Source organism: Bacillus sp. FJAT-29937, assembly GCF_001509555.1.
In the GTDB taxonomy this organism is placed as follows: domain Bacteria; phylum Bacillota; class Bacilli; order Bacillales; family Cytobacillaceae; genus Cytobacillus.
Map to the genome: position 1 here is coordinate 647,093 of NZ_LMAS01000001.1, position 17,935 is coordinate 665,027.

The 17,935-nt window shown below is 37.3% G+C and carries 23 protein-coding genes; 9 read left to right on the forward strand and 14 right to left on the reverse strand.

Going from position 1 to position 17,935, the window contains the following annotated elements:
• Positions 1–120: 120 nt before the first annotated feature.
• Positions 121–306 carry a YlaF family protein gene (locus AR328_RS03155; RefSeq protein WP_066289579.1) on the forward strand — a complete coding sequence of 62 codons (186 nt, stop codon included), beginning with the start codon at positions 121–123 and terminating at the stop codon, positions 304–306.
• Between the two features lie 219 nt (positions 307–525).
• On the opposite strand, the gene AR328_RS03160 is transcribed toward AR328_RS03155, so the two are convergent.
• Positions 526–1,323: an inositol monophosphatase family protein gene (locus AR328_RS03160; RefSeq protein ID WP_066289581.1), complete on the reverse strand. Its 798-nt coding sequence runs from the start codon at positions 1,321–1,323 to the stop codon at positions 526–528.
• Positions 1,324–1,598: 275 nt separating this feature from the next.
• Positions 1,599–1,793, reverse strand: a complete 195-nt coding sequence (locus AR328_RS03165; protein ID WP_066289584.1) for a hypothetical protein — start codon at positions 1,791–1,793, stop codon at positions 1,599–1,601.
• A gap of 225 nt (positions 1,794–2,018) precedes the next feature.
• Here AR328_RS03165 and AR328_RS03170 point away from each other — a divergent pair, with 225 nt between their 5' ends.
• Positions 2,019–2,639: a YktB family protein gene (locus AR328_RS03170; RefSeq protein WP_066289588.1), complete on the forward strand. Its 621-nt coding sequence runs from the start codon at positions 2,019–2,021 to the stop codon at positions 2,637–2,639.
• A gap of 62 nt (positions 2,640–2,701) precedes the next feature.
• Here AR328_RS03170 and AR328_RS03175 read toward each other — a convergent pair whose 3' ends face one another.
• The gene (locus AR328_RS03175) at positions 2,702–2,986 is read right to left on the reverse strand and encodes a UPF0223 family protein (RefSeq protein WP_066289595.1); all 285 of its coding nucleotides are present in this window, start codon (positions 2,984–2,986) and stop codon (positions 2,702–2,704) included.
• 38 nt (positions 2,987–3,024) lie between these two features.
• Positions 3,025–3,984 (reverse strand): NAD(P)H-dependent flavin oxidoreductase, encoded by a 960-nt coding sequence (locus AR328_RS03180; RefSeq protein WP_066289598.1) that lies wholly within the window; start codon positions 3,982–3,984, stop codon positions 3,025–3,027.
• A 214-nt stretch (positions 3,985–4,198) separates the two neighbouring features.
• Here AR328_RS03180 and AR328_RS03185 point away from each other — a divergent pair, with 214 nt between their 5' ends.
• On the forward strand, positions 4,199–5,668 hold the full coding sequence (locus AR328_RS03185; protein WP_066289605.1) for an aminotransferase class I/II-fold pyridoxal phosphate-dependent enzyme: 1,470 nt from the start codon (positions 4,199–4,201) through the stop codon (positions 5,666–5,668).
• Between the two features lie 68 nt (positions 5,669–5,736).
• Here AR328_RS03185 and AR328_RS03190 read toward each other — a convergent pair whose 3' ends face one another.
• Both AR328_RS03190 and AR328_RS03195 read right to left on the reverse strand, forming a co-directional pair.
• On the reverse strand, positions 5,737–5,859 hold the full coding sequence (locus AR328_RS03190; RefSeq protein ID WP_066289608.1) for a GapA-binding peptide SR1P: 123 nt from the start codon (positions 5,857–5,859) through the stop codon (positions 5,737–5,739).
• Between the two features lie 145 nt (positions 5,860–6,004).
• Entirely contained in the window at positions 6,005–6,304 is a 300-nt protein-coding gene (locus AR328_RS03195; RefSeq protein WP_066289610.1) for a DUF3055 domain-containing protein, read from the reverse strand.
• Positions 6,305–6,464: 160 nt separating this feature from the next.
• Between AR328_RS03195 and AR328_RS03200 the strand changes: the two genes are divergently transcribed.
• Positions 6,465–6,899: a DUF1885 family protein gene (locus AR328_RS03200; RefSeq protein WP_197414410.1), complete on the forward strand. Its 435-nt coding sequence runs from the start codon at positions 6,465–6,467 to the stop codon at positions 6,897–6,899.
• Between the two features lie 71 nt (positions 6,900–6,970).
• Positions 6,971–7,312, forward strand: coding sequence for a hypothetical protein (locus AR328_RS03205; protein WP_066289617.1), 342 nt, complete (start codon positions 6,971–6,973; stop codon positions 7,310–7,312).
• A gap of 24 nt (positions 7,313–7,336) precedes the next feature.
• Here AR328_RS03205 and AR328_RS03210 read toward each other — a convergent pair whose 3' ends face one another.
• A complete protein-coding gene (locus tag AR328_RS03210; RefSeq protein ID WP_066289620.1) occupies positions 7,337–7,579 on the reverse strand; it encodes a hypothetical protein in 243 nt (80 codons plus the stop codon).
• 244 nt (positions 7,580–7,823) lie between these two features.
• On the opposite strand from AR328_RS03210, the gene AR328_RS03215 reads away from it, so the two are divergent.
• Positions 7,824–8,213: a small peptidoglycan-associated lipoprotein gene (locus tag AR328_RS03215; RefSeq protein ID WP_231734736.1), complete on the forward strand. Its 390-nt coding sequence runs from the start codon at positions 7,824–7,826 to the stop codon at positions 8,211–8,213.
• A gap of 59 nt (positions 8,214–8,272) precedes the next feature.
• On the opposite strand, the gene lpdA is transcribed toward AR328_RS03215, so the two are convergent.
• The 5 genes from lpdA to AR328_RS03240 all read right to left on the reverse strand — a co-directional run bounded on the left by lpdA (position 8,273) and on the right by AR328_RS03240 (position 14,393).
• Positions 8,273–9,682, reverse strand: a complete 1,410-nt coding sequence (gene lpdA / locus AR328_RS03220; protein ID WP_066289624.1) for a dihydrolipoyl dehydrogenase — start codon at positions 9,680–9,682, stop codon at positions 8,273–8,275.
• Positions 9,683–9,687: 5 nt separating this feature from the next.
• Positions 9,688–10,986: a dihydrolipoamide acetyltransferase family protein gene (locus tag AR328_RS03225; protein WP_066289628.1), complete on the reverse strand. Its 1,299-nt coding sequence runs from the start codon at positions 10,984–10,986 to the stop codon at positions 9,688–9,690.
• Positions 10,987–11,111: 125 nt separating this feature from the next.
• On the reverse strand, positions 11,112–12,089 hold the full coding sequence (locus AR328_RS03230) for an alpha-ketoacid dehydrogenase subunit beta (RefSeq protein WP_066289632.1): 978 nt from the start codon (positions 12,087–12,089) through the stop codon (positions 11,112–11,114).
• A gap of 3 nt (positions 12,090–12,092) precedes the next feature.
• Positions 12,093–13,214, reverse strand: a complete 1,122-nt coding sequence (gene pdhA / locus AR328_RS03235; RefSeq protein WP_066289635.1) for a pyruvate dehydrogenase (acetyl-transferring) E1 component subunit alpha — start codon at positions 13,212–13,214, stop codon at positions 12,093–12,095.
• Between the two features lie 507 nt (positions 13,215–13,721).
• Entirely contained in the window at positions 13,722–14,393 is a 672-nt protein-coding gene (locus tag AR328_RS03240; protein WP_231734737.1) for a YkyA family protein, read from the reverse strand.
• Between the two features lie 290 nt (positions 14,394–14,683).
• On the opposite strand from AR328_RS03240, the gene AR328_RS23425 reads away from it, so the two are divergent.
• Positions 14,684–14,764: a YjcZ family sporulation protein gene (locus AR328_RS23425; protein ID WP_442854426.1), complete on the forward strand. Its 81-nt coding sequence runs from the start codon at positions 14,684–14,686 to the stop codon at positions 14,762–14,764.
• 122 nt (positions 14,765–14,886) lie between these two features.
• Entirely contained in the window at positions 14,887–15,441 is a 555-nt protein-coding gene (gene def / locus AR328_RS03250; protein ID WP_066289645.1) for a peptide deformylase, read from the forward strand.
• A 76-nt stretch (positions 15,442–15,517) separates the two neighbouring features.
• Here the strand turns inward: def and AR328_RS03255 are convergent, their stop codons facing one another.
• Together AR328_RS03255 and AR328_RS03260 are read right to left on the reverse strand one after the other, a co-directional pair.
• The gene (locus AR328_RS03255) at positions 15,518–16,288 is read right to left on the reverse strand and encodes a Cof-type HAD-IIB family hydrolase (RefSeq protein ID WP_066289648.1); all 771 of its coding nucleotides are present in this window, start codon (positions 16,286–16,288) and stop codon (positions 15,518–15,520) included.
• Between the two features lie 26 nt (positions 16,289–16,314).
• The gene (locus tag AR328_RS03260) at positions 16,315–17,208 is read right to left on the reverse strand and encodes a DMT family transporter (protein ID WP_066289652.1); all 894 of its coding nucleotides are present in this window, start codon (positions 17,206–17,208) and stop codon (positions 16,315–16,317) included.
• Positions 17,209–17,719: 511 nt separating this feature from the next.
• On the opposite strand from AR328_RS03260, the gene AR328_RS03265 reads away from it, so the two are divergent.
• Positions 17,720–17,932 (forward strand): DNA-dependent RNA polymerase subunit epsilon, encoded by a 213-nt coding sequence (locus AR328_RS03265; RefSeq protein ID WP_066289655.1) that lies wholly within the window; start codon positions 17,720–17,722, stop codon positions 17,930–17,932.
• Positions 17,933–17,935 lie beyond the last annotated feature (3 nt).

Here is a 17,935-nt window from a genome sequence, read left to right on the forward strand (position 1 = left end):
AACTGAAACATTATAACATAAATAAAGTGGAAACTTAAAACGTTTTTGTGTAAAATAATATCTTGTAAACATTGTTTTTATACATGGCAAAATAAACCCCAAAATGGGAGGTTACTTATAATGAAACAAATTAAATGGCCATTATTAGCTTTTGCGATTGCGGCCGCACTATGCATGATGGGAATTGGCGTTGCAATTGCTGAAAAAAGTATTGCCGGGATTTTAGGTGCGATTCTTTTATTAATTTTCACAATGGGCTTTGGATTTAAAACAAAGAAGAAAATGAGGGAAAACGGACTGCTGTAAATAGAAAAGCGGAAGCGCCTTCGGAACAATCAAAAAGCAGATTGTTCCTGCGATGATTATTCCTAGGAGCTTTCCTTAGTGCCCACCCCCGACAAGCACAAGACGAGCCTCCCGGAAAGGTGAGCTCTACCTTTCAGGATTGGCTTGTGACCTCGAGGGGGTAGGCGCTGGAGCTAGACATGAAAAATCGACCGCCAAATTTTTTGGACGGTCATTTTTTTACCAATTGCCGTTTTTTAAATACTTCTCCATTATTTCCTGATGAAGTCCTGGTTTCGATATAAATACTGTATTATTTTCCAGTAAGCTTAAAGCCTCGCCCTTTAATGTTGTTGCAAGTCCGCCAAGCTCTTCAACCAGTATAATACCAGCCGCAATATCCCATGGTGCAAGACGCATTGTAATATAGGCATCTAACCTGCCTGAAGCAATATACGCCATCTCCAAAGCAGCAGATCCATATGAACGGGTTCCGCGTGCATCCTTTACTAATGGTGATAATAGTGCCGGATCAATGCGCTTGTTTTCGGTCACCCAAGTTGCATTTATTCCAATAATGGCTTCTGATATAGACACTTCCTCAAGTGAAGGCAATTCTATATCATTAAGAAAGACCCCGCTCCCTTTCATTGTACGATAAAGCTCATCATGAACAACATCGTAAATAAGACCAATCTTCCCAACGCCATCTTCATAAATTCCAATAGAAATCGCAAAGTTCCTCCGCTGATGGATGAAATTCATTGTTCCATCTATCGGGTCAATGATCCAAACTACTCCATTTAAATTGTCTACTTTATCACCAAAGCCTTCCTCACCAAGAATTTTATGGCCGGGAAAACTTTCCTTAATTTTCTTAATAAAAAATTGTTCTGTACTTTGATCGATATCTGTTACTAAATCATTTGCATTCGTTTTTGTTTGAATGACTAGGGTTTTACTAAAAGACTTTTTAATATTTTCTCCAGCTTCTTTTATCCATTGCATTGCACAATTATTAATTTCTATCCAATTCATCTTGTTCTAACACTCCCCTTCATCCCGCAACTAGCCATTTTACCTAAAGGGATCATTATAAATCATACAATAAATAACATTATCTTAATTGAAGCAGAATGACACTTCAAGCTTTATCCTTTCACTGCAGTTATAAACTTAAACGTTTCCAGTATAAAAACAACAAAACGAACTCCCAAAAATTGTGAAGGAGTTCGTTGTTATAGGTTAAGTCTTACTTCAATATACATTTTCTATTTTCTTTCCCCTTTAGCTCTTTCATTTCGACACTTCAATTAAAGTGCTTTAAGGCGTAAAAGTTCTTGTCTAATTTTCTCAAGTTTTTGTTTGCTTTTCAATTGCAGATCTTCATTTTTATCATTCATGGCATCAAATAATGTTGCTAATTCATAATCTAATTCTAATCTGAGAACTGCAGTTCTTTCTTTTTCACCTGCTTTATTTTTAACAGTGTTCATCAGCTGTTTCATAAAAATCACCCCTTTCTAAAATTTATTTCAAATTTTCTGACTATTATTTATATATAATATGAGGAATTTGAGTCAGTTGCAACAAATATGTGTGAATACCTATATTTACAAAAATGCCGGAAACAAAGCGTTTTTGGTTTATGAACAGGTATGCTACAATATTTCAGAATATATTTTTTTATAATTTTGGATGTTAACCATTGTTTTGTTTTGAGGAGGTTTCATATGTCATTTTCAGGATTTACGAATACAGATTTTGATGTTTTTAAGATTGAAGGACTTGAGGATCGGATGGAGGCCTTAATTACTCATATTCGACCAAAACTTGATGAATTAGGTCATTATTTTGCTCCAATTCTCTCCATTCAAACTGGGGATGAAATGTATCCTCATGTTGCGAAACATGCACGCCGGACAGTAAACCCTCCAAAGGACACTTGGGTTGCCTATGCGAGTAATCCTCGAGGCTATAAAATGCTCCCGCATTTTCAAATAGGCCTTTGGGAAACACATGTTTTCATCTGGTTTGCCCTTATATATGAAGCTCCTAATAAAGAAGACTTCGGAAAGAAATTAGAAAAGAGTATAAATAAAATATATAAACAAATTCCTAAGCACTTTGTTTGGTCCGCTGATCACACTAAACCGATGGGGCTGATGCACGGAGAACTGACTAAAGAAGAGTTAAATGACATGTTTCTTCGATTGCAAAAAGTGAAAAAAGCGGAGATTTTATGCGGTGTACATATTCCAAAAAAAGAAGCAATAGAAATGGATCCTCGTGCATTTCTTGAAAATGCGGAATCTGTATTTAAAACATTACTACCCTTGTATAAAATGGTTTAAACAAATTAGAGAGAAAATGGGCAGTGGCCCCTATGGCTTTTTAGGCGGCCACATGCCATCATTCACACTTTTTGCTTCTTCATTCTAACTTCTTTTCCTGCTTCAGCCTCTTTTACAGCCTTTAATGCATGATATGCTGAAAAGCCGCTTACCTCTTCAAATTCATTGCAAATATTTCGTTCCTGGGATTTGCCTGGAACGATTTCTTTAAATCTTCTATACGCATCTAAATAATTTTCACGGTTTACACCTTTTCCATAGATCTCTTCAACAAGCTGAAAATAATGAATAACATCAATAATTTCATCTGTTGACCAATCTGGGTCAATTGGGTATTGGTATTCCATTTCAGTCACCTCCTCTTTGCTCATGCATTATTTATGTATTACATTGTCCATTTTTTGCGAATGCTCTCACCATCTGCGATCATTCTATAAAAAAGTTCTTGTACTGTTGGAACATCTTTGATTAGTCCCATCACCTGCCCTGCCCATGCAAATCCTTCTTCCTCCTTCCCTTCGTAAATATACTTTTTATTAGCCTTCCCGCTAATCAAGTCTTTCAATTGCTCATATCCGCCATTTTTCTCTTCAATTGCTAGAATTTTCCCTGTCCATGAATTAGATATGACTCTCGCAGGAGCACCGATTGTTTTTTTTATCACAACAGTATCGTTTTCGCTTCCTTCAACAAGCCTGTTTTTATAGACGTCTGATGCATGAATACACTCCTTAGTCGCAATGAATCTTGTACCCATTTCAATGCCTTCTGCGCCAAGGCTAAGGGCCGCCATAAGCCCCCTGCCATCCCCAATTCCTCCTGAAGCGATTACAGGGATGGAAACCGCATCTACAACTTGTGGGGTTAATACGAATGTTCCAATGTCGTCTCGTCCTAAATGACCTCCCCCTTCTTGTCCGACAACCATAACCGCATCAGCACCTAGCTCTTCAGCTTTCACAGCCTGCCTTTTTGCCGCAACAAGAACTAGCTTTTTCACATTTACCCCTTTTAATTGCTCAAAAATGGGAGCCGGGTTTCCTCCAGTCATTGAAATAACAGGAACCTCTTCCTCAATCGCCACATCTAAATAGTGTGAAAATGGCCGTCCATGCTGTCCAATGGCAAAATTAACGCCAAAGGGCTGATCTGTCATTTTCTTTACCTTACGAATTTCTTCTCTTAAAGCATCCGGGCTTTCTAATGACATCGCCGTTACTTGTCCAAGCCCTCCAGCATTCGAAACAGCAGCTGCTAAATCTGAGTATGCAAGATGGGCAAGCCCACCCTGTATAATTGGGTATTTAATGTTTAGTAATTCAGTTACTCTCGTTCTCCAGCTCATCTATAAATCCTCCTTCAAACCCTTATGTACGTTAACTTCTATTTTACTGTTATATTTTCCTGTTTACATCTAAAACTAAGGAAGATTACGTAAAAAAATAATACTTTCCTTTCTCATCAAATTTTCTATGCAAAGAAAGGGAATAGTGCTATAATTCAAATGTTTTATGACTTTTTGTGATGCAAAATTATAATTAAAGAGGTGTGGTAATACATTGTCACAATTAGAAACACCGTTATTCAGCGGCTTACTTCAACATGCTAAAAAAAATCCAATTCAATTTCATATACCAGGCCATAAAAAAGGAGCGGGAATTGATCCCGAATTCAGAGAATTCATTGGCCACAACGCACTTTCAATAGATCTTATTAATATCGGTCCCCTTGATGATCTTCATCAGCCTAAAGGTATGATTAAAGAAGCTCAAGATTTAGCTGCAGAAGCGTTTGGCGCTGAAAGAACCTTCTTCTCTGTACAAGGAACAAGCGGAGCAATTATGACAATGGTCATGGCAGTTTGCGGACCCGGCGAAAAAATCATTGTTCCGAGAAATGTTCATAAATCAGTCATGTCAGCGATTGTTTTTTCCGGTGCAACCCCGATATTTATTCATCCTGAAATCGATAAAGAACTTGGGATTTCGCACGGAATTACAACAGAATCTGTCTCGAAGGCTCTTGAACAGCATCCAGATGCTAAAGGAGTCCTTGTCATTAATCCAACATACTTCGGAATTTCTGCTGACTTGAAGAAAATTGTTGAAATTGCTCATTCTTATCAAGTACCTGTTCTTGTAGATGAAGCGCACGGTGTTCACATTCATTTTCATGATGAGTTGCCGATATCTGCCATGGAGGCAGGAGCTGATTTAGCAGCAACTAGTGTTCATAAACTTGGCGGCTCGATGACACAAAGCTCGATATTAAATATGCAAGGAAACCTTGTTTCAGCCAAAAGGGTACAGACTATTCTAAGCATGCTTACGACAACATCAACATCCTATTTATTGCTTGCCTCCTTGGATGTTGCAAGGAAACGTCTAGTTACTGAAGGAAAAGAATTGATCGAAAAAACAATCCAACTTTCACAGTCTATTCGCCGCCGCATTAATGAAATTGAGCATATCTATTGTGTTGGAGAAGAAATCCTTGAGAGTGATGCTGCACATGAATATGATCCAACTAAACTGATTATTTCTGTTAAAGATCTTGGGTTAAATGGGTTTGATGTAGAAAAATGGCTGCGTGAAAAGCACAATATTGAAGTGGAAATGTCTGACTTATATAATATCCTTTGTATTATTACGCCTGGAGATACTGAATATGAGGGGGATATGTTAGTTAAGGCGCTTCAAGAATTGTCAGCGGAAAGACACGGCATAACTGAAAAGCTTGAAACTCAAGTTTTATTGCCTGATATTCCTGTATTGGCCGTTTCTCCTCGCGATGCCTTCTATGCTGAAACTGAACTCGTCCATTTTGATGAATCAGAAGGAAGAATTATTGCAGAATTTATTATGGTCTATCCTCCTGGTATCCCAATCTTTATTCCGGGAGAAATCATTACGAAAGAAAATCTGAGGTATATAAAAACAAATATGGAAGCTGGCCTTCCTGTCCAAGGACCAGAAGATTATGATTTTAAATACTTGCGAGTGATTAAAGAGTATAAGGCAATCAGGTAGATAATATATGACAAGAAAAACCTTCCCAAATCTATGTCAGGGAAGGTTTTTTATATATCTATTTATTATTAAACTTCTTCTTGGTTTCCTTCGCAGCAGCTGCATTCTGCCTTAGAATATAAGACTGTTACTTTCTCATCTTCGAAATAATCAATTGTAGAATTACAGGCTTGGCATACAATTGTACCCATTCTTTCATTCCCCTTTGCAATTTAAGATTAAATTGAAAACGCTTAATCATCTTTAATTACATAATAATATAACACAATTGTTTTTTCAAGGGGAAATTGTATGTCACATTAGAAAATAAAACAGGCTATTTTCAGCCTGTTCATCTCATTCATATTGGGTATGGAATGCAGTCGCTGGTAAGTTGATTTTAAAAAATTCACATAAGTCTTCTGCCTGGTGGCGATTATCTAATTTAAAGGCATGCTGCAAATGTTCAGCATCTTCGAGGTCCTTAGGGTCGAGGAGTGTGGAGCGGCCAGTTTGCATACAGACAACAAGTGGTTTTCCAAAAAATAAATTTGTAAATACAATCCCAAAATCATAGCGTGTTAGTTCAGTAGTAAAACCAACAAACCGAACCTTCACATTTTCATGCTCATCATAGAGCTTTTCAAATAGATTCATATTACTCCTCCTTTGAATTTGAATATTTAGAATATTATTATAAATTAAACTGAGCAGTATTACAAGGTTTTTGTGAAAAAACTTTGTTTAAGCTGTTATTCGGTTTTATTCAGTGCTAGAATGTAAGGGAAAGTATCTATGAAAAATGGGGGGATGGATGTTGGCAAGTAACGCATACATAAAACTCGTGCCTTCATCAGAAAAAGAACAGATAACGACAGATGAAGTAAAAGAATTATTTCAATACTATAAAGCCAACACTTCGAAAACAGGGAACCAGGTTGATTGGAAGTACAATGAAGCTGCTTTTCCATATGAAATAAAAGAAAAACCCGAGGGAAAAGGGAAATGGTTTTATCTGCATTCTAACAATGACCGCTATCACACAATTTTACTAGGAATTGACCAAGAAACAATTCGGGACGAAGATGGATCCGAACGGGAACAATCATATATTCAAGTAACATTGCCGGAATCAGCTACATTTGGCGATAAAGGGAAAGCTAACGAGTTTTGCCGCTACTTAGCAAAGAAGCTGAAAGGTGAATTACATTTATTCAATGGAAGAGTTATGTATTTCTATCCTAGAAAATAATAGAAAATAGTAAATTTATAGAAGAACAGCATCACGCTGTTCTTTATTTTGCCATCTAATGAGGTGAAAAAATGTTAACAAAAAAAATAATTTTCTTTGGAGTATTAGCTCTCGCTATCACTTTAAGTACTCCTTTTATCTTCGTCTCCTATTTCGAAACAAAACCAGTTCAATTAAGTCAGAATATATTATTCGGCGGTCCTTTTCCTTTCGCTGAACAACAGACTTCTCTGCCAGAAGCTGAGAGTGATTACCCTTTAGAATTAAAGTTTACCTCTCCTCTTGAGAAAGAAACAAATTTTAAGGTAACACCCTTCCTTTTTTCGTTTGTCTGTTTTTATCTATTTACCTTCTCTTTATACTACATCATTTCAAGATTTTTCAGCGGACGCCAATTAAAAGAGCCTAAATAGGGGCTCTTTTTCCTTTCCCCTCATTTAGGCTCCCATTAACGTCATTGTAAAATGAAAGGATCCATATAAAGACAAGCTAAGCGCTGTAACAAAGAATGTTTTTTTGACTGATTTCACAATGTAATTTCCAATGATGATAGCTAAATAAAAAAATACGAAGAACATCAGCACTTTAAAAATAAACTGATCGTACTTCGATAGCCACTCAATAAAGGTGTAGCCGCTCCATATAATTAGCTGCAGCAGCAATGCAGTATATACCTTCATTTTTCCACCACCAGATTTGTTATTCATATCTCTTATTAGCAAATATTGATTGAGAGTCAACTTCCAAAGATATATGTCTAAGTAATATATGTTGAACCTGCTCATCTTATTTTTCATTTCTGTAACATTTAGGTGACAAGTTATTAATATCCATTTTTTATGATAAAATACTTATGAATCTCTAATAATTAGATAATTAAACTTAGGTAGAATATATGAAATAATGAAAAGGTGAGGAAAAGATATGAAAGTGTTTTCGTTTTTTTTCATAGCCTCTTTCTTGTTTATTACCTCATGCAACCATTTTAAACCTCAAGATGAGCTGATTCTCGATAAAAATAGCAAGCAAATTATATTCTTCTCGAATGAAAAGGATTATGAAGAGGAAGCCCCCTACTATGATGCGATTATCGAGCTAAAGAAGCTGTTTCCCGATGAAATAAAAAATATGAAAATTATCTCTAGCAACAAAGCCAAACGATATTATGAAGCTTTTGATGTCCAGAGCAGTCCTACTATATTAATCATTCATCAAGAAAAAGTACTCGTCAAAATTAAAGGTGATACTTCAGCCGAAGAAATAATCAAACCTCTGTCAGATGCCCTGAAAAGTGAATGGTCGACAAGCAATTAATATATTCACTATACAAGGAAAAGTCCTATTCCAATTGGAATAGGACTTTTCTTTGTATGTTATTTAATAATATGAATCGGACTTCCTAGTGCAACTTCAGCAGCTTCCATTGTAATTTCGCCTAATGTCGGGTGAGCATGAATCGTCATTGCAAGATCTTCAGCTGTCATGCCTGCTTCAATAGCTAAGCCTAATTCAGCAATCATATCTGAAGCACTTGCTCCAGCGATTTGAGCACCAATCACTAAACCATCTTCTTTACGTGTGATCAGCTTTACAAAACCATCTGTTGCATCTAATGCAAGTGCACGGCCATTTGCCGCAAATGGGAATTTAGCAGCAATTACCTCGATCCCCTCTTCCTTAGCCTGCTGTTCAGTATAGCCTACTGAAGCAAGTTCCGGATCAGAGAAAACGACAGCAGGAATGCCTAAATAGTCAATTTCAGAGCTATGTCCAGCAATGGCTTCTGCAGCAATCTTTCCTTCATATGAGGCTTTATGTGCTAATTGAGGACCTGGAACAACATCACCGATAGCATATATGTTACCGATATTCGTTCGGCATTGCTTATCGATTTCTATAACGCCACGGTCACTCATTTTGATGCCCGCTTGCTCTAAGCCTAATTCGTCAGTATTTGGACGTCTTCCTACCATGACGAAGAGATAATCAGCTTCAAGAGTTTTCTCTTCACCTTTAACCTCATACTTCACAGTGACGCCATTTTCGCTCTCTTCAACACCTTTTGCAAGTGCTTTCGTGACGATTTCGGCGCCTTTTTTCTTAAGATTACGCTTTACAAGTGCCGTCATTTGCTTTTCAAAACCAAGAAGGATATCATCTGCGCCTTCAAGAATTGTTACCTGTGTTCCGAAATTCGCATAAGCTCCTCCTAGTTCAAGTCCAATTACCCCGCCGCCAATGACAACGATTTTCTCAGGAATTTCTTGAAGCGAAAGTGCCCCTGTAGAGTCAAGAACCCGTTTTGAATATTTAAAGGTTGGAAGCTCAATTGGACGCGAACCTGTTGCAATGATTGCATGTTTAAACGTATACGTTTGCGCTGAGTTTTCATCCATAACACGAAGTGTGTTGGCATCAACAAAATATGCCTCGCCGCGTACTATATCAATTTTATTACCTTTTAAAAGACCTTCTACACCGCCAGTAAGTTTTTTCACTACGCCGGCTTTAAATTCCTGTACCTTTGTAAAATCAACAGTTACATTCTCAGCTGTAATCCCAATTGAATCAGAATGCTTAGCTGTTTCATAACGGTGTCCAGCAGCTATTAAAGCTTTAGATGGAATACATCCAACATTTAAGCAAACACCGCCTAAATTTGCTTTTTCAACGATAGTCACTTTTTGGCCAAGCTGTGCTGCACGAATAGCAGCGACATACCCGCCAGGTCCTGAGCCAATGACAATTGTATCTGTTTCGATTGGGAAATCTCCTACTACCATATTCTTTAAGCCTCCATTAACAATAGTTCTGGATCATTTAATAAACGTTTAATATGATTTAATGCGTTTTGCGCTGTTGCTCCATCAATGATGCGGTGGTCAAAGCTTAATGATAATGTTAGGACAGGTGCTGCAACAATCTCGCCATCTTTCACGATTGCCTTTTCTGAAATACGGCCAATGCCCAAAATAGCGACTTCAGGGTGATTGATGACAGGAGTAAACCATTGTCCGCCTGCTGAACCAATATTTGTGATTGTGCAGGAAGCTCCCTTCATTTCCTCTGAAGATAATTTGCCATCACGCGCTTTCGCAGCAAGCTCGCTAATTTCATTTGAAATAGTAAACATAGATTTACGGTCAGCATCTTTGACAACAGGTACTAAAAGACCCTTTTCTGTGTCTGCTGCAATTCCAATATTGTAATAATGCTTTTGAATAATTTCTTGTGCGGCGTCATCAATTGATGTATTCAATACTGGGTATTCACGCAACGCACTTGTTAATGCCTTCACTACATATGGAAGGAAAGTTAATTTAATTCCTTTATTTGCAGCAACTTCTTTGAACTTTTTACGATGAGCTACAAGCTTAGTCACTTCAATTTCATCCATTAAAGTAACATGTGGAGCCGTTTGCTTTGAGTTAACCATCGCTTTTGCAATGGCTTTACGGATGCCGCTCATTTTCTCGCGTGTTTCAGGGTATTGCCCTTGTGGAATAACCTTTTGAACTGGAGCAGCTGCCGCTTCTTCAGGTGCTGCAGTCGTTTCTTGCGTGTGAGCCTCAGGTTGTTGGACTTGAACTCCGCCGCTTAAGAACGAATCAATGTCGGTTTTTAAGATCCGGCCATTATTCCCGCTTCCCGCTACTTGCTGGATATCAACACCTTTATCACGAGCATATTTTCGAACGGAAGGCATGGCGATTATTCGGCGGTCAGGTTTGGCATCAGTTTGAGTTTCGGCTTGAGTTGCTTCAGCTTCATCCTTTTTCTCAGGAGCTTGTTCTGCTGGCTTGTCTTCTTCTTGGTGCTCATCGCCTTTGAATTTTAAATTCTCATATCCAGGAGCATCAAATGTAATAAGGACTTGGCCAACAGTTGCAACAGTTCCTTCCCCGACAAGAATTTCTTCAACCGTTCCTTTAACAGGTGAAGGAATTTCTACAACTGCTTTATCATTCTGAACTTCGCATAATACATCATCTTCTTGTACTCTATCGCCTGCTTTAACGAACCACTTCACAATTTCCCCTTCGTGGATCCCTTCACCAATGTCAGGCAATTTAAATTGAAATGACATTTAGAATCATCCTCCTACACTAACAATATAAGGAAGGACAGATGCTGGAAAGAAGAAAATCGGCATATGTACCGATTTTCTGTTCCTCCATTCTCCCCTTCGAAAGAACGCAATTACCTGCTTTTTTAGAAAGTTAAAACCTTCTTACCAGTTTCAATAATATCCTTATAGTTTGGAAGCCAAACTGTTTCAGCCTGCGGGAATGCAAAAACCGTATCCGGTGCTGCTACGCGAAGGACAGGAGCTTCAAGGCTTAAGATTGCACGGTCATTAATTTCTGCTACAACATTAGCTGCAATTCCAGCCTGTTTTTGAGCCTCTTGAACGACAATCGCACGTCCTGTTTTTTCAACAGAAGCAATGATCGTTTCAATATCAATTGGTGATACTGTACGTAAATCGATTACCTCTGCAGAATAGCCTTCTTTCTCCAATTCCTCTGCAGCCTTTAATGCTTCATGCACCATTGCTCCGTAAGTAATGATCGACAAGTCTTTTCCTTCACGCTTCACTTCAGCTTTACCTAATGGAATTGTGTACTCTTCCTCAGGTACTTCTTGACGGAAAGAACGATATAATTTCATATGCTCAAGGAAAATGACCGGGTCATTATCACGGATGGCAGAAATTAAAAGTCCTTTTGCATCATAAGGTGTTGATGGAATGACAACCTTTACCCCAGGCTGTTGAGCCATTAAACCTTCCAAGCTGTCAGCATGCATTTCTGGAGTATGTACGCCCCCTCCAAAAGGTGAACGAATGGTCACAGGCGCATTATATCTGCCGCCAGAACGATAGCGCATACGTGCCAGCTGTCCAGAAATAGAATCCATCACTTCATATACGAATCCGAAAAATTGAATCTCAGGTACTGGACGGAAGCCTTGTAAGCTAAGACCAACCGCAAGGCCGCCGATTCCAGATTCAGCTAGAGGTGTATCAAATACACGCTCTTCGCCGAATTCATTTTGAAGGCCTTCAGTAGCACGGAACACGCCGCCGTTTACGCCCACATCTTCCCCGAATACTAAAACATTCGGATCATTTCGCAATTCTGTGCGTAAGGCATCAGTAATTGCCTGAATCATTGTCATTTGCGCCATGGCTTACTTCGACTCCTTTTCTTTATAAATTTCATATTGTTCTTTTAGGTTATAAGGCATGCCTGCTTCATCATGCATGATTGAAATCAGGTCAGTTACTTTTTGTTTAGGTGTATCGTCTGCTTTCTTTATAGCTACCTTAATATCTTCTTTAGCTTTTTCAATTGTTTCATTTTCCATTTCTTCATTCCAAATTCCTTTATCCTCTAAGAACTTGCGGAAACGGACAAGCGGGTCTTTCTTTTCCCACTCATTATCAAGATCAGCGGTACGGTAACGTGTAGGATCATCTCCAGCCATTGTATGAGGACCGTAGCGGTAAGTTAGAGTCTCAATTAATGTTGGACCTTCCCCATTGATTGCACGCTCACGAGCTTCTCGTACAGCCACATAAACAGCCAATGGATCCATACCATCAACTTGAATCCCCGGAATTCCAGCTGCAACAGCTTTTTGAGCAAGTGTTTTCGCAGCAGTTTGTACAGAGACTGGAGTAGAAATAGCGAATCTATTATTTTGAACAATAAAAATCGCTGGAGCACTGTAAGAACCTGCAAAGTTAATTCCTTCATAGAAGTCACCTTGCGAAGTACCACCATCTCCTGTATAAGTTACAGCAACTGCTTTTGTTCCGCGTTTTTTCATTCCTAGAGCTACCCCAGCGGCTTGAATGTATTGAGCACCGATAATAATTTGCGGAGCAATAACATTAACACCTTCTGGAATATTCCCGCCCTCATAGTGGCCTCTTGACCATAAGAAAGCTTGAGATAATGGCAGACCATGCCAAATCATTTGCGGTACATCACGGTATCCCGGAAGAATGAAATCCTCTTTTTCCAATGCATATTGAGATGCTAATTGAGAAGCCTCCTGTCCTGCAGTTGGTGCATAGAACCCAAGTCTTCCTTGTCTATTTAAAGAAATAGAGCGTTGATCAAGAATGCGTGTATAGACCATCCGGCGCATTAACTCCTGAAGCTGCTCATCACTTAAATCAGGCATTGCAGATTCATTTACTACTTTTCCTTCCTCATTAAGAATTTGAAACGTTTGAAATTGTTCTTCAACATTTTCAAGCTGCTTCTTAACATCCAATTGTGCCAATTTTGTATTAGAAGCCATACGAGTCACCCTTTCCATATTTTTAAAAGAGACTTAATAATATGAGTACAATACAATTTCTAGATTGCCCAAAACTAAGTTAAAATAGAAAACCAAAGGAGAATGAATTGTATTTGGTAAAAAATAAAATATTCAGAAATAAATAATTGCAGATTATCCGCTTCATTCGGTTTCCATTTTCTTAAGTTTATAACTTCAATTGTTGTTAACTCATATTCTATCTTATTCTGTATCAATTAAATTTGCAACAAAATTGATACACATTTATCTTAATGTTTTTAAGTTTAAATCACATTATTTCTCCCGTCAACTACTTGATATTAAGTTTTTACAACGTTTTCACGTTTTTTAAGTAATTCTCTCCAATAAATTCTGTATTATAACTCTTTATGTACTGTACTATAAAAAACTGAGACACTATCAATGTGTTATAGCACATCGACAAGAGGAAAATTTAATATTGGGTTAAAAAAAACCAAGGGCAGCATAGGTAAATGCTGCCCTTGGTCATTTTTCCGTCATTTTAACGTCTAGTCCGGATTCTTTATAGAAGGATAATTTTAAGTCATTATATTGCTTTGTTTTTTCATTAAAAGTTTTATTAGCGTCAATTATTTTTCCATATGCTTCATTAATTTTATTAATTTGTTCCTCAAGCTCGGTTAATTGAAGATTTTCTTTTTTAAACATAGTATAAAGTTCTTTATCCAATTGAATTGCTAAAGAGTAATGTTGAAATATTTCTTCATGAATAGAATATCTTTCCATCATACAATCAAATAAATCTTTTGATAATCTCTTTAGCTCAGGATCTTCCATTTCTTCAATCAGTGGTTCTATCGACTTAAACTCTTTTGCTGAGGCTTGTATGCTCTCCTCTTCCTTGGCCATATGCTCTTTTCGCTGATCAACAATTTGGGCAGCTTCATCAGACAATTTAGAAACCTCTTCAAATTCCTTCATTCCTATTGAAATTATCTTATCGTAAATTTCCTTTTCTTTCCTCTCTAATTCAACTAATGGATCTTGCTGCTGTTCAAATAATTTTTCAGATGCAACAACTTTTTCTAATACTACATATATTTGTTCAACAGGTGAACTAGAATTCACACAACCAGAAATAATCATAACCGTACTTAAACAAATGATTATCAGGCATCTCTTTAAAGATACCGACACGGCTATCCCCCCTTAACCAACAATTTAACTATACCTGCAGCCTCATTATTTTTCAATATTCGAATAGCTTGTCCATTAATAATCCTATTCCAAATACTTTTCATTTATGACATAGGCATTGGCCTTCACCAACAAAATACTCCTAACATAGGCTATATTAATCGTCCTATACAAAAATGATACGTAGGCGATAAACTACTTTAGGGAGGTTATCCTTCATGTTTGGTTATGGCGGATACGGTTATGGCGGATATGGTTTTGGCTGCGGCTATCCAGGAGCTGTTGGCGGTATAGGATTCGGCGGAGGCTTCGCGCTGATTGTTGTGCTTTTCATTCTTCTTATCATCGTTGGCTGCGTTTGCTTTTGTTAATATTGTAGGAGAAGGTGCATAAATGTACCTTCTCTTTTTATTAACATTTTCCTTTCATTTTGATAGACTAAATAAAGTAATTAAAAATCGCTGATTGATCTTATGCTAGAGGAGTGAATGACATGTTAACGATGAGGGATATTATTCGTGATGGACACCCAACATTAAGAAAAGTTGCAGAAGAAGTTCCGCTTCCACCAACAGACGAGGATAAGCAAATATTACAAAGCCTTTTAGAATATGTAATCAATAGTCAAAACCCTGAGATTGCTGAAAAATACGGGCTCCGTGCTGGCATCGGGCTGGCTGCCCCTCAAATTAATATTTCAAAAAGAATGATTGCTGTCCATCTGAAGGATGAAAAAGGAACCATACATAGCTATGCGTTGTTTAATCCAAAAATCAAAAGCCATTCTGTTGAAAAAGCTTACTTAACAACAGGGGAAGGCTGTTTATCAGTTGATGAATCAATTCCTGGGTATGTTCCAAGATATGCAAGAATAACTGTTCAAGGAACTACAATCGATGGAAACGACGTCAAGTTAAGGCTAAAAGGGATGTTAGCTATCGTGTTTCAGCACGAAATTGATCATCTGAACGGAATTATGTTTTATGATCATATAAATAATGAAGATCCTTTAAAACCTATTGAAGGTGCTGTCCTAGTCGAAAGATAGCAGCTTCAGCTAATGGAACATATTGCGACAAAGGAAAAGACCGAACATTTGGCGTTCAGTCTTTTTCTCTAGTCCTCTAAATTAATCCTACGCTTTTCAAGCCGTCCCAGATGCCGTTGTTGTTTGCTGAAGTTGTTGTTACATCGGCAGCAAGCTTAACTTCGTCTAATGCATTGCCCATTGCAATTCCGGTTCCAACTGTTTTCAGCATTTCGATATCATTTAATCCATCCCCAAAAGCATATACATTCTTCATTTCTATGCCTAGGCGCTTAATCATTAGCTTTATACCCTCTGCTTTAGAGCCTCCTGCCGGCAGCACATCCGTTGAAAATTGATGCCAGCGGACAAAACGGAAATTAGGAAATTCACTTTCATAGGCTGCATCCTCATTTTCTTCCATAAATACTAATGCCTGATAGACTTCTTTCTTTTTATAAAACTCAATATCTTTTTCCGGATACGGAAATCTTAAACTCCCTATACTTTCTTCAATGAAATGGTTATCAAGTTCTGTGGATTTCATTTCTTTTTCATCTAGAAAAACAAGAGGATGCCCTCTCTCCTTTGAGTAGTTGACTAACCTTTCAATTTCAGCTGTTGGCAGCTCATTTTTAAATATGATGTCATTTTCAAAAACAACATATTGTCCATTAAAACTGACAAAGGAATCGATATCCAGCTCTTTGCAAAGCCTGTCAAACATAAATGGCGCACGCCCTGTTGCAATCGCAACAAAAACGCCGTTCTCCTTTAAATGTTTAAGAGCTTGTTTTGTTGACTGTTGCATTTGTTTATCACTGTCCAACAGCGTTCCATCTATATCAAAGAATACTATTTTTTTCAATTAAAATTCTTTCCCTTCTAAACATACTAAGCTGCAGCTTTACCTCGTTTTCGTTTTTCTTTATTAGAAGTGATATACACACCAAGAAAAATGATAAGCAAGCCTACAATCATTGAAAAATGAATACTTTCTCCCAATATGAAAGCTCCCCACAATATGGCCGATCCTGGCACTAGATAGGTTACTAAGGAGGCAAATTCCGGACCTCCCTTTTTAATTAAATAATAATATATGAGGTAGGCAACCCCCGAGCCTAATGAACCTAACCCGAGCAGTGAGAAAATAACATGCCATTCCGCAAAGGCAACGATGGATTCCGGCGATGAAACTAACATAACGAAAAAGCTTATCAATGAAGCAAAAAAGAGGGTAAATAACGATATATGCAAAGTCGAGACTTGCCCTAAATATTTCTTTGTCAGCTGTGTGCCTGCACCATAACAAATAGTCGCACCTAATAAAAACAGGATTCCCGAGAAATGACCAGAAAGAAAATCCCCAGACTTTAGATCAGAAATGACAAATATTCCAATAAAACCCAGACCAATACCGATCCATTGATTTTTTCTCAAAACGGTTGAGAAAAATAGTGTGCCGATAAGAAGTGTCCAAATAGGTGTTGTGGCATTAATAATGGAAGCTAAACTTGACGAGATTTTCGTCTGACCCATAGATATAAGCAGCCATGGCAATGCATTATTTAATATTCCAACTAAAAAAAGCTTTTTTAACGGAAGATCTTTGTAATGGATTTTTTCACGTTTTACTAACGTGAAAATAGCCAGCATTAAAAAACCAAAAAGGCATCTGCCAAAAACAACCCCAGCAGGTCCCAAATCCTCCAGCAATAGTGTAACAAATAAAAATGATGTTCCCCAAATAATGCTTAAAATTGCTAATGCACTGTATAGTTTCCCCATTTTCCTCATCCTTACCTCAAAACTAATTTACAATAAATTTCGATTTGCGTAATAAAACACTAAACCCGTTTTTCAAAATTGTCAATCAAGGAGTTTCACTAAAGAAATGTTCAAATATTCATGAGCTATCCAAAATTACCCATGAGAGATAAGCTGTTTTTGACATATAATAAATTAATACTAAATCTTTTTAATACATCTTTGATTACTTTACTTTGGACAAGGATAGTTTAAAATAGAAAGTAAGGAGTTGATCCACAATGTTAAGGAAGCTAAGAAAAAAGCTTTTAAAACAGTGGAGAGATATGCTGCGGAAGAAAACTAATATTGCTTAAAATCCCTTTTGAGCCCTTCAATCTTGCGAAGGGCTCGTTCCTTATCGTAATATGGGTATCTATATTATAAAAAAACATTTACATATAAATTAATTCTTAAATAAGAAAAAACATGTAATTCATGTTAATTTTTATATATAATAGAAAAAGTTATTCGGATGAAGGAGAGAATTCAAATGATATTTAAGGTTTATTATCAAGAATCAAAAAATGAGGTACCTGTTCGTGAAAAAACGCAAATTATTTATGTTGAAGGAGAAGCTGAAAGAGATATTCGCCTTAAATTAGCAGATAAACCTTACAACATTGAGTTCATCACTGTATTAGAGGGACATTTTTTAGAATTTGAAAAACAAAGTGAAGACTTTAAAGTATTGGAGATAGAATAAATT

Excerpts from the sequence above, each read along its gene's own strand:
- AR328_RS03170 (WP_066289588.1), top strand. The coding sequence starts at position 2,019 with ATGTCATTTTCAGGATTTACGAATACAGATTTTGATGTTTTTAAGATT.
- AR328_RS03165 (WP_066289584.1), bottom strand. The coding sequence starts at position 1,793 with ATGAAACAGCTGATGAACACTGTTAAAAATAAAGCAGGTGAAAAAGAA.
- AR328_RS03210 (WP_066289620.1), bottom strand. The coding sequence starts at position 7,579 with ATGAAGGTATATACTGCATTGCTGCTGCAGCTAATTATATGGAGCGGC.
- def (WP_066289645.1), top strand. The coding sequence starts at position 14,887 with ATGTTAACGATGAGGGATATTATTCGTGATGGACACCCAACATTAAGA.
- AR328_RS03160 (WP_066289581.1), bottom strand. The coding sequence starts at position 1,323 with ATGAATTGGATAGAAATTAATAATTGTGCAATGCAATGGATAAAAGAA.
- lpdA (WP_066289624.1), bottom strand. The coding sequence starts at position 9,682 with ATGGTAGTAGGAGATTTCCCAATCGAAACAGATACAATTGTCATTGGC.
- AR328_RS03205 (WP_066289617.1), top strand. The coding sequence starts at position 6,971 with ATGTTAACAAAAAAAATAATTTTCTTTGGAGTATTAGCTCTCGCTATC.
- AR328_RS03195 (WP_066289610.1), bottom strand. The coding sequence starts at position 6,304 with ATGAATCTATTTGAAAAGCTCTATGATGAGCATGAAAATGTGAAGGTT.
- AR328_RS03180 (WP_066289598.1), bottom strand. The coding sequence starts at position 3,984 with ATGAGCTGGAGAACGAGAGTAACTGAATTACTAAACATTAAATACCCA.
- AR328_RS03215 (WP_231734736.1), top strand. The coding sequence starts at position 7,824 with ATGAAAGTGTTTTCGTTTTTTTTCATAGCCTCTTTCTTGTTTATTACC.
- AR328_RS03155 (WP_066289579.1), top strand. The coding sequence starts at position 121 with ATGAAACAAATTAAATGGCCATTATTAGCTTTTGCGATTGCGGCCGCA.
- pdhA (WP_066289635.1), bottom strand. The coding sequence starts at position 13,214 with ATGGCTTCTAATACAAAATTGGCACAATTGGATGTTAAGAAGCAGCTT.
- AR328_RS03175 (WP_066289595.1), bottom strand. The coding sequence starts at position 2,986 with ATGGAATACCAATACCCAATTGACCCAGATTGGTCAACAGATGAAATT.
- AR328_RS03230 (WP_066289632.1), bottom strand. The coding sequence starts at position 12,089 with ATGGCGCAAATGACAATGATTCAGGCAATTACTGATGCCTTACGCACA.
- AR328_RS03265 (WP_066289655.1), top strand. The coding sequence starts at position 17,720 with ATGATATTTAAGGTTTATTATCAAGAATCAAAAAATGAGGTACCTGTT.
- AR328_RS03190 (WP_066289608.1), bottom strand. The coding sequence starts at position 5,859 with ATGGGTACAATTGTATGCCAAGCCTGTAATTCTACAATTGATTATTTC.
- AR328_RS03260 (WP_066289652.1), bottom strand. The coding sequence starts at position 17,208 with ATGGGGAAACTATACAGTGCATTAGCAATTTTAAGCATTATTTGGGGA.
- AR328_RS03225 (WP_066289628.1), bottom strand. The coding sequence starts at position 10,986 with ATGTCATTTCAATTTAAATTGCCTGACATTGGTGAAGGGATCCACGAA.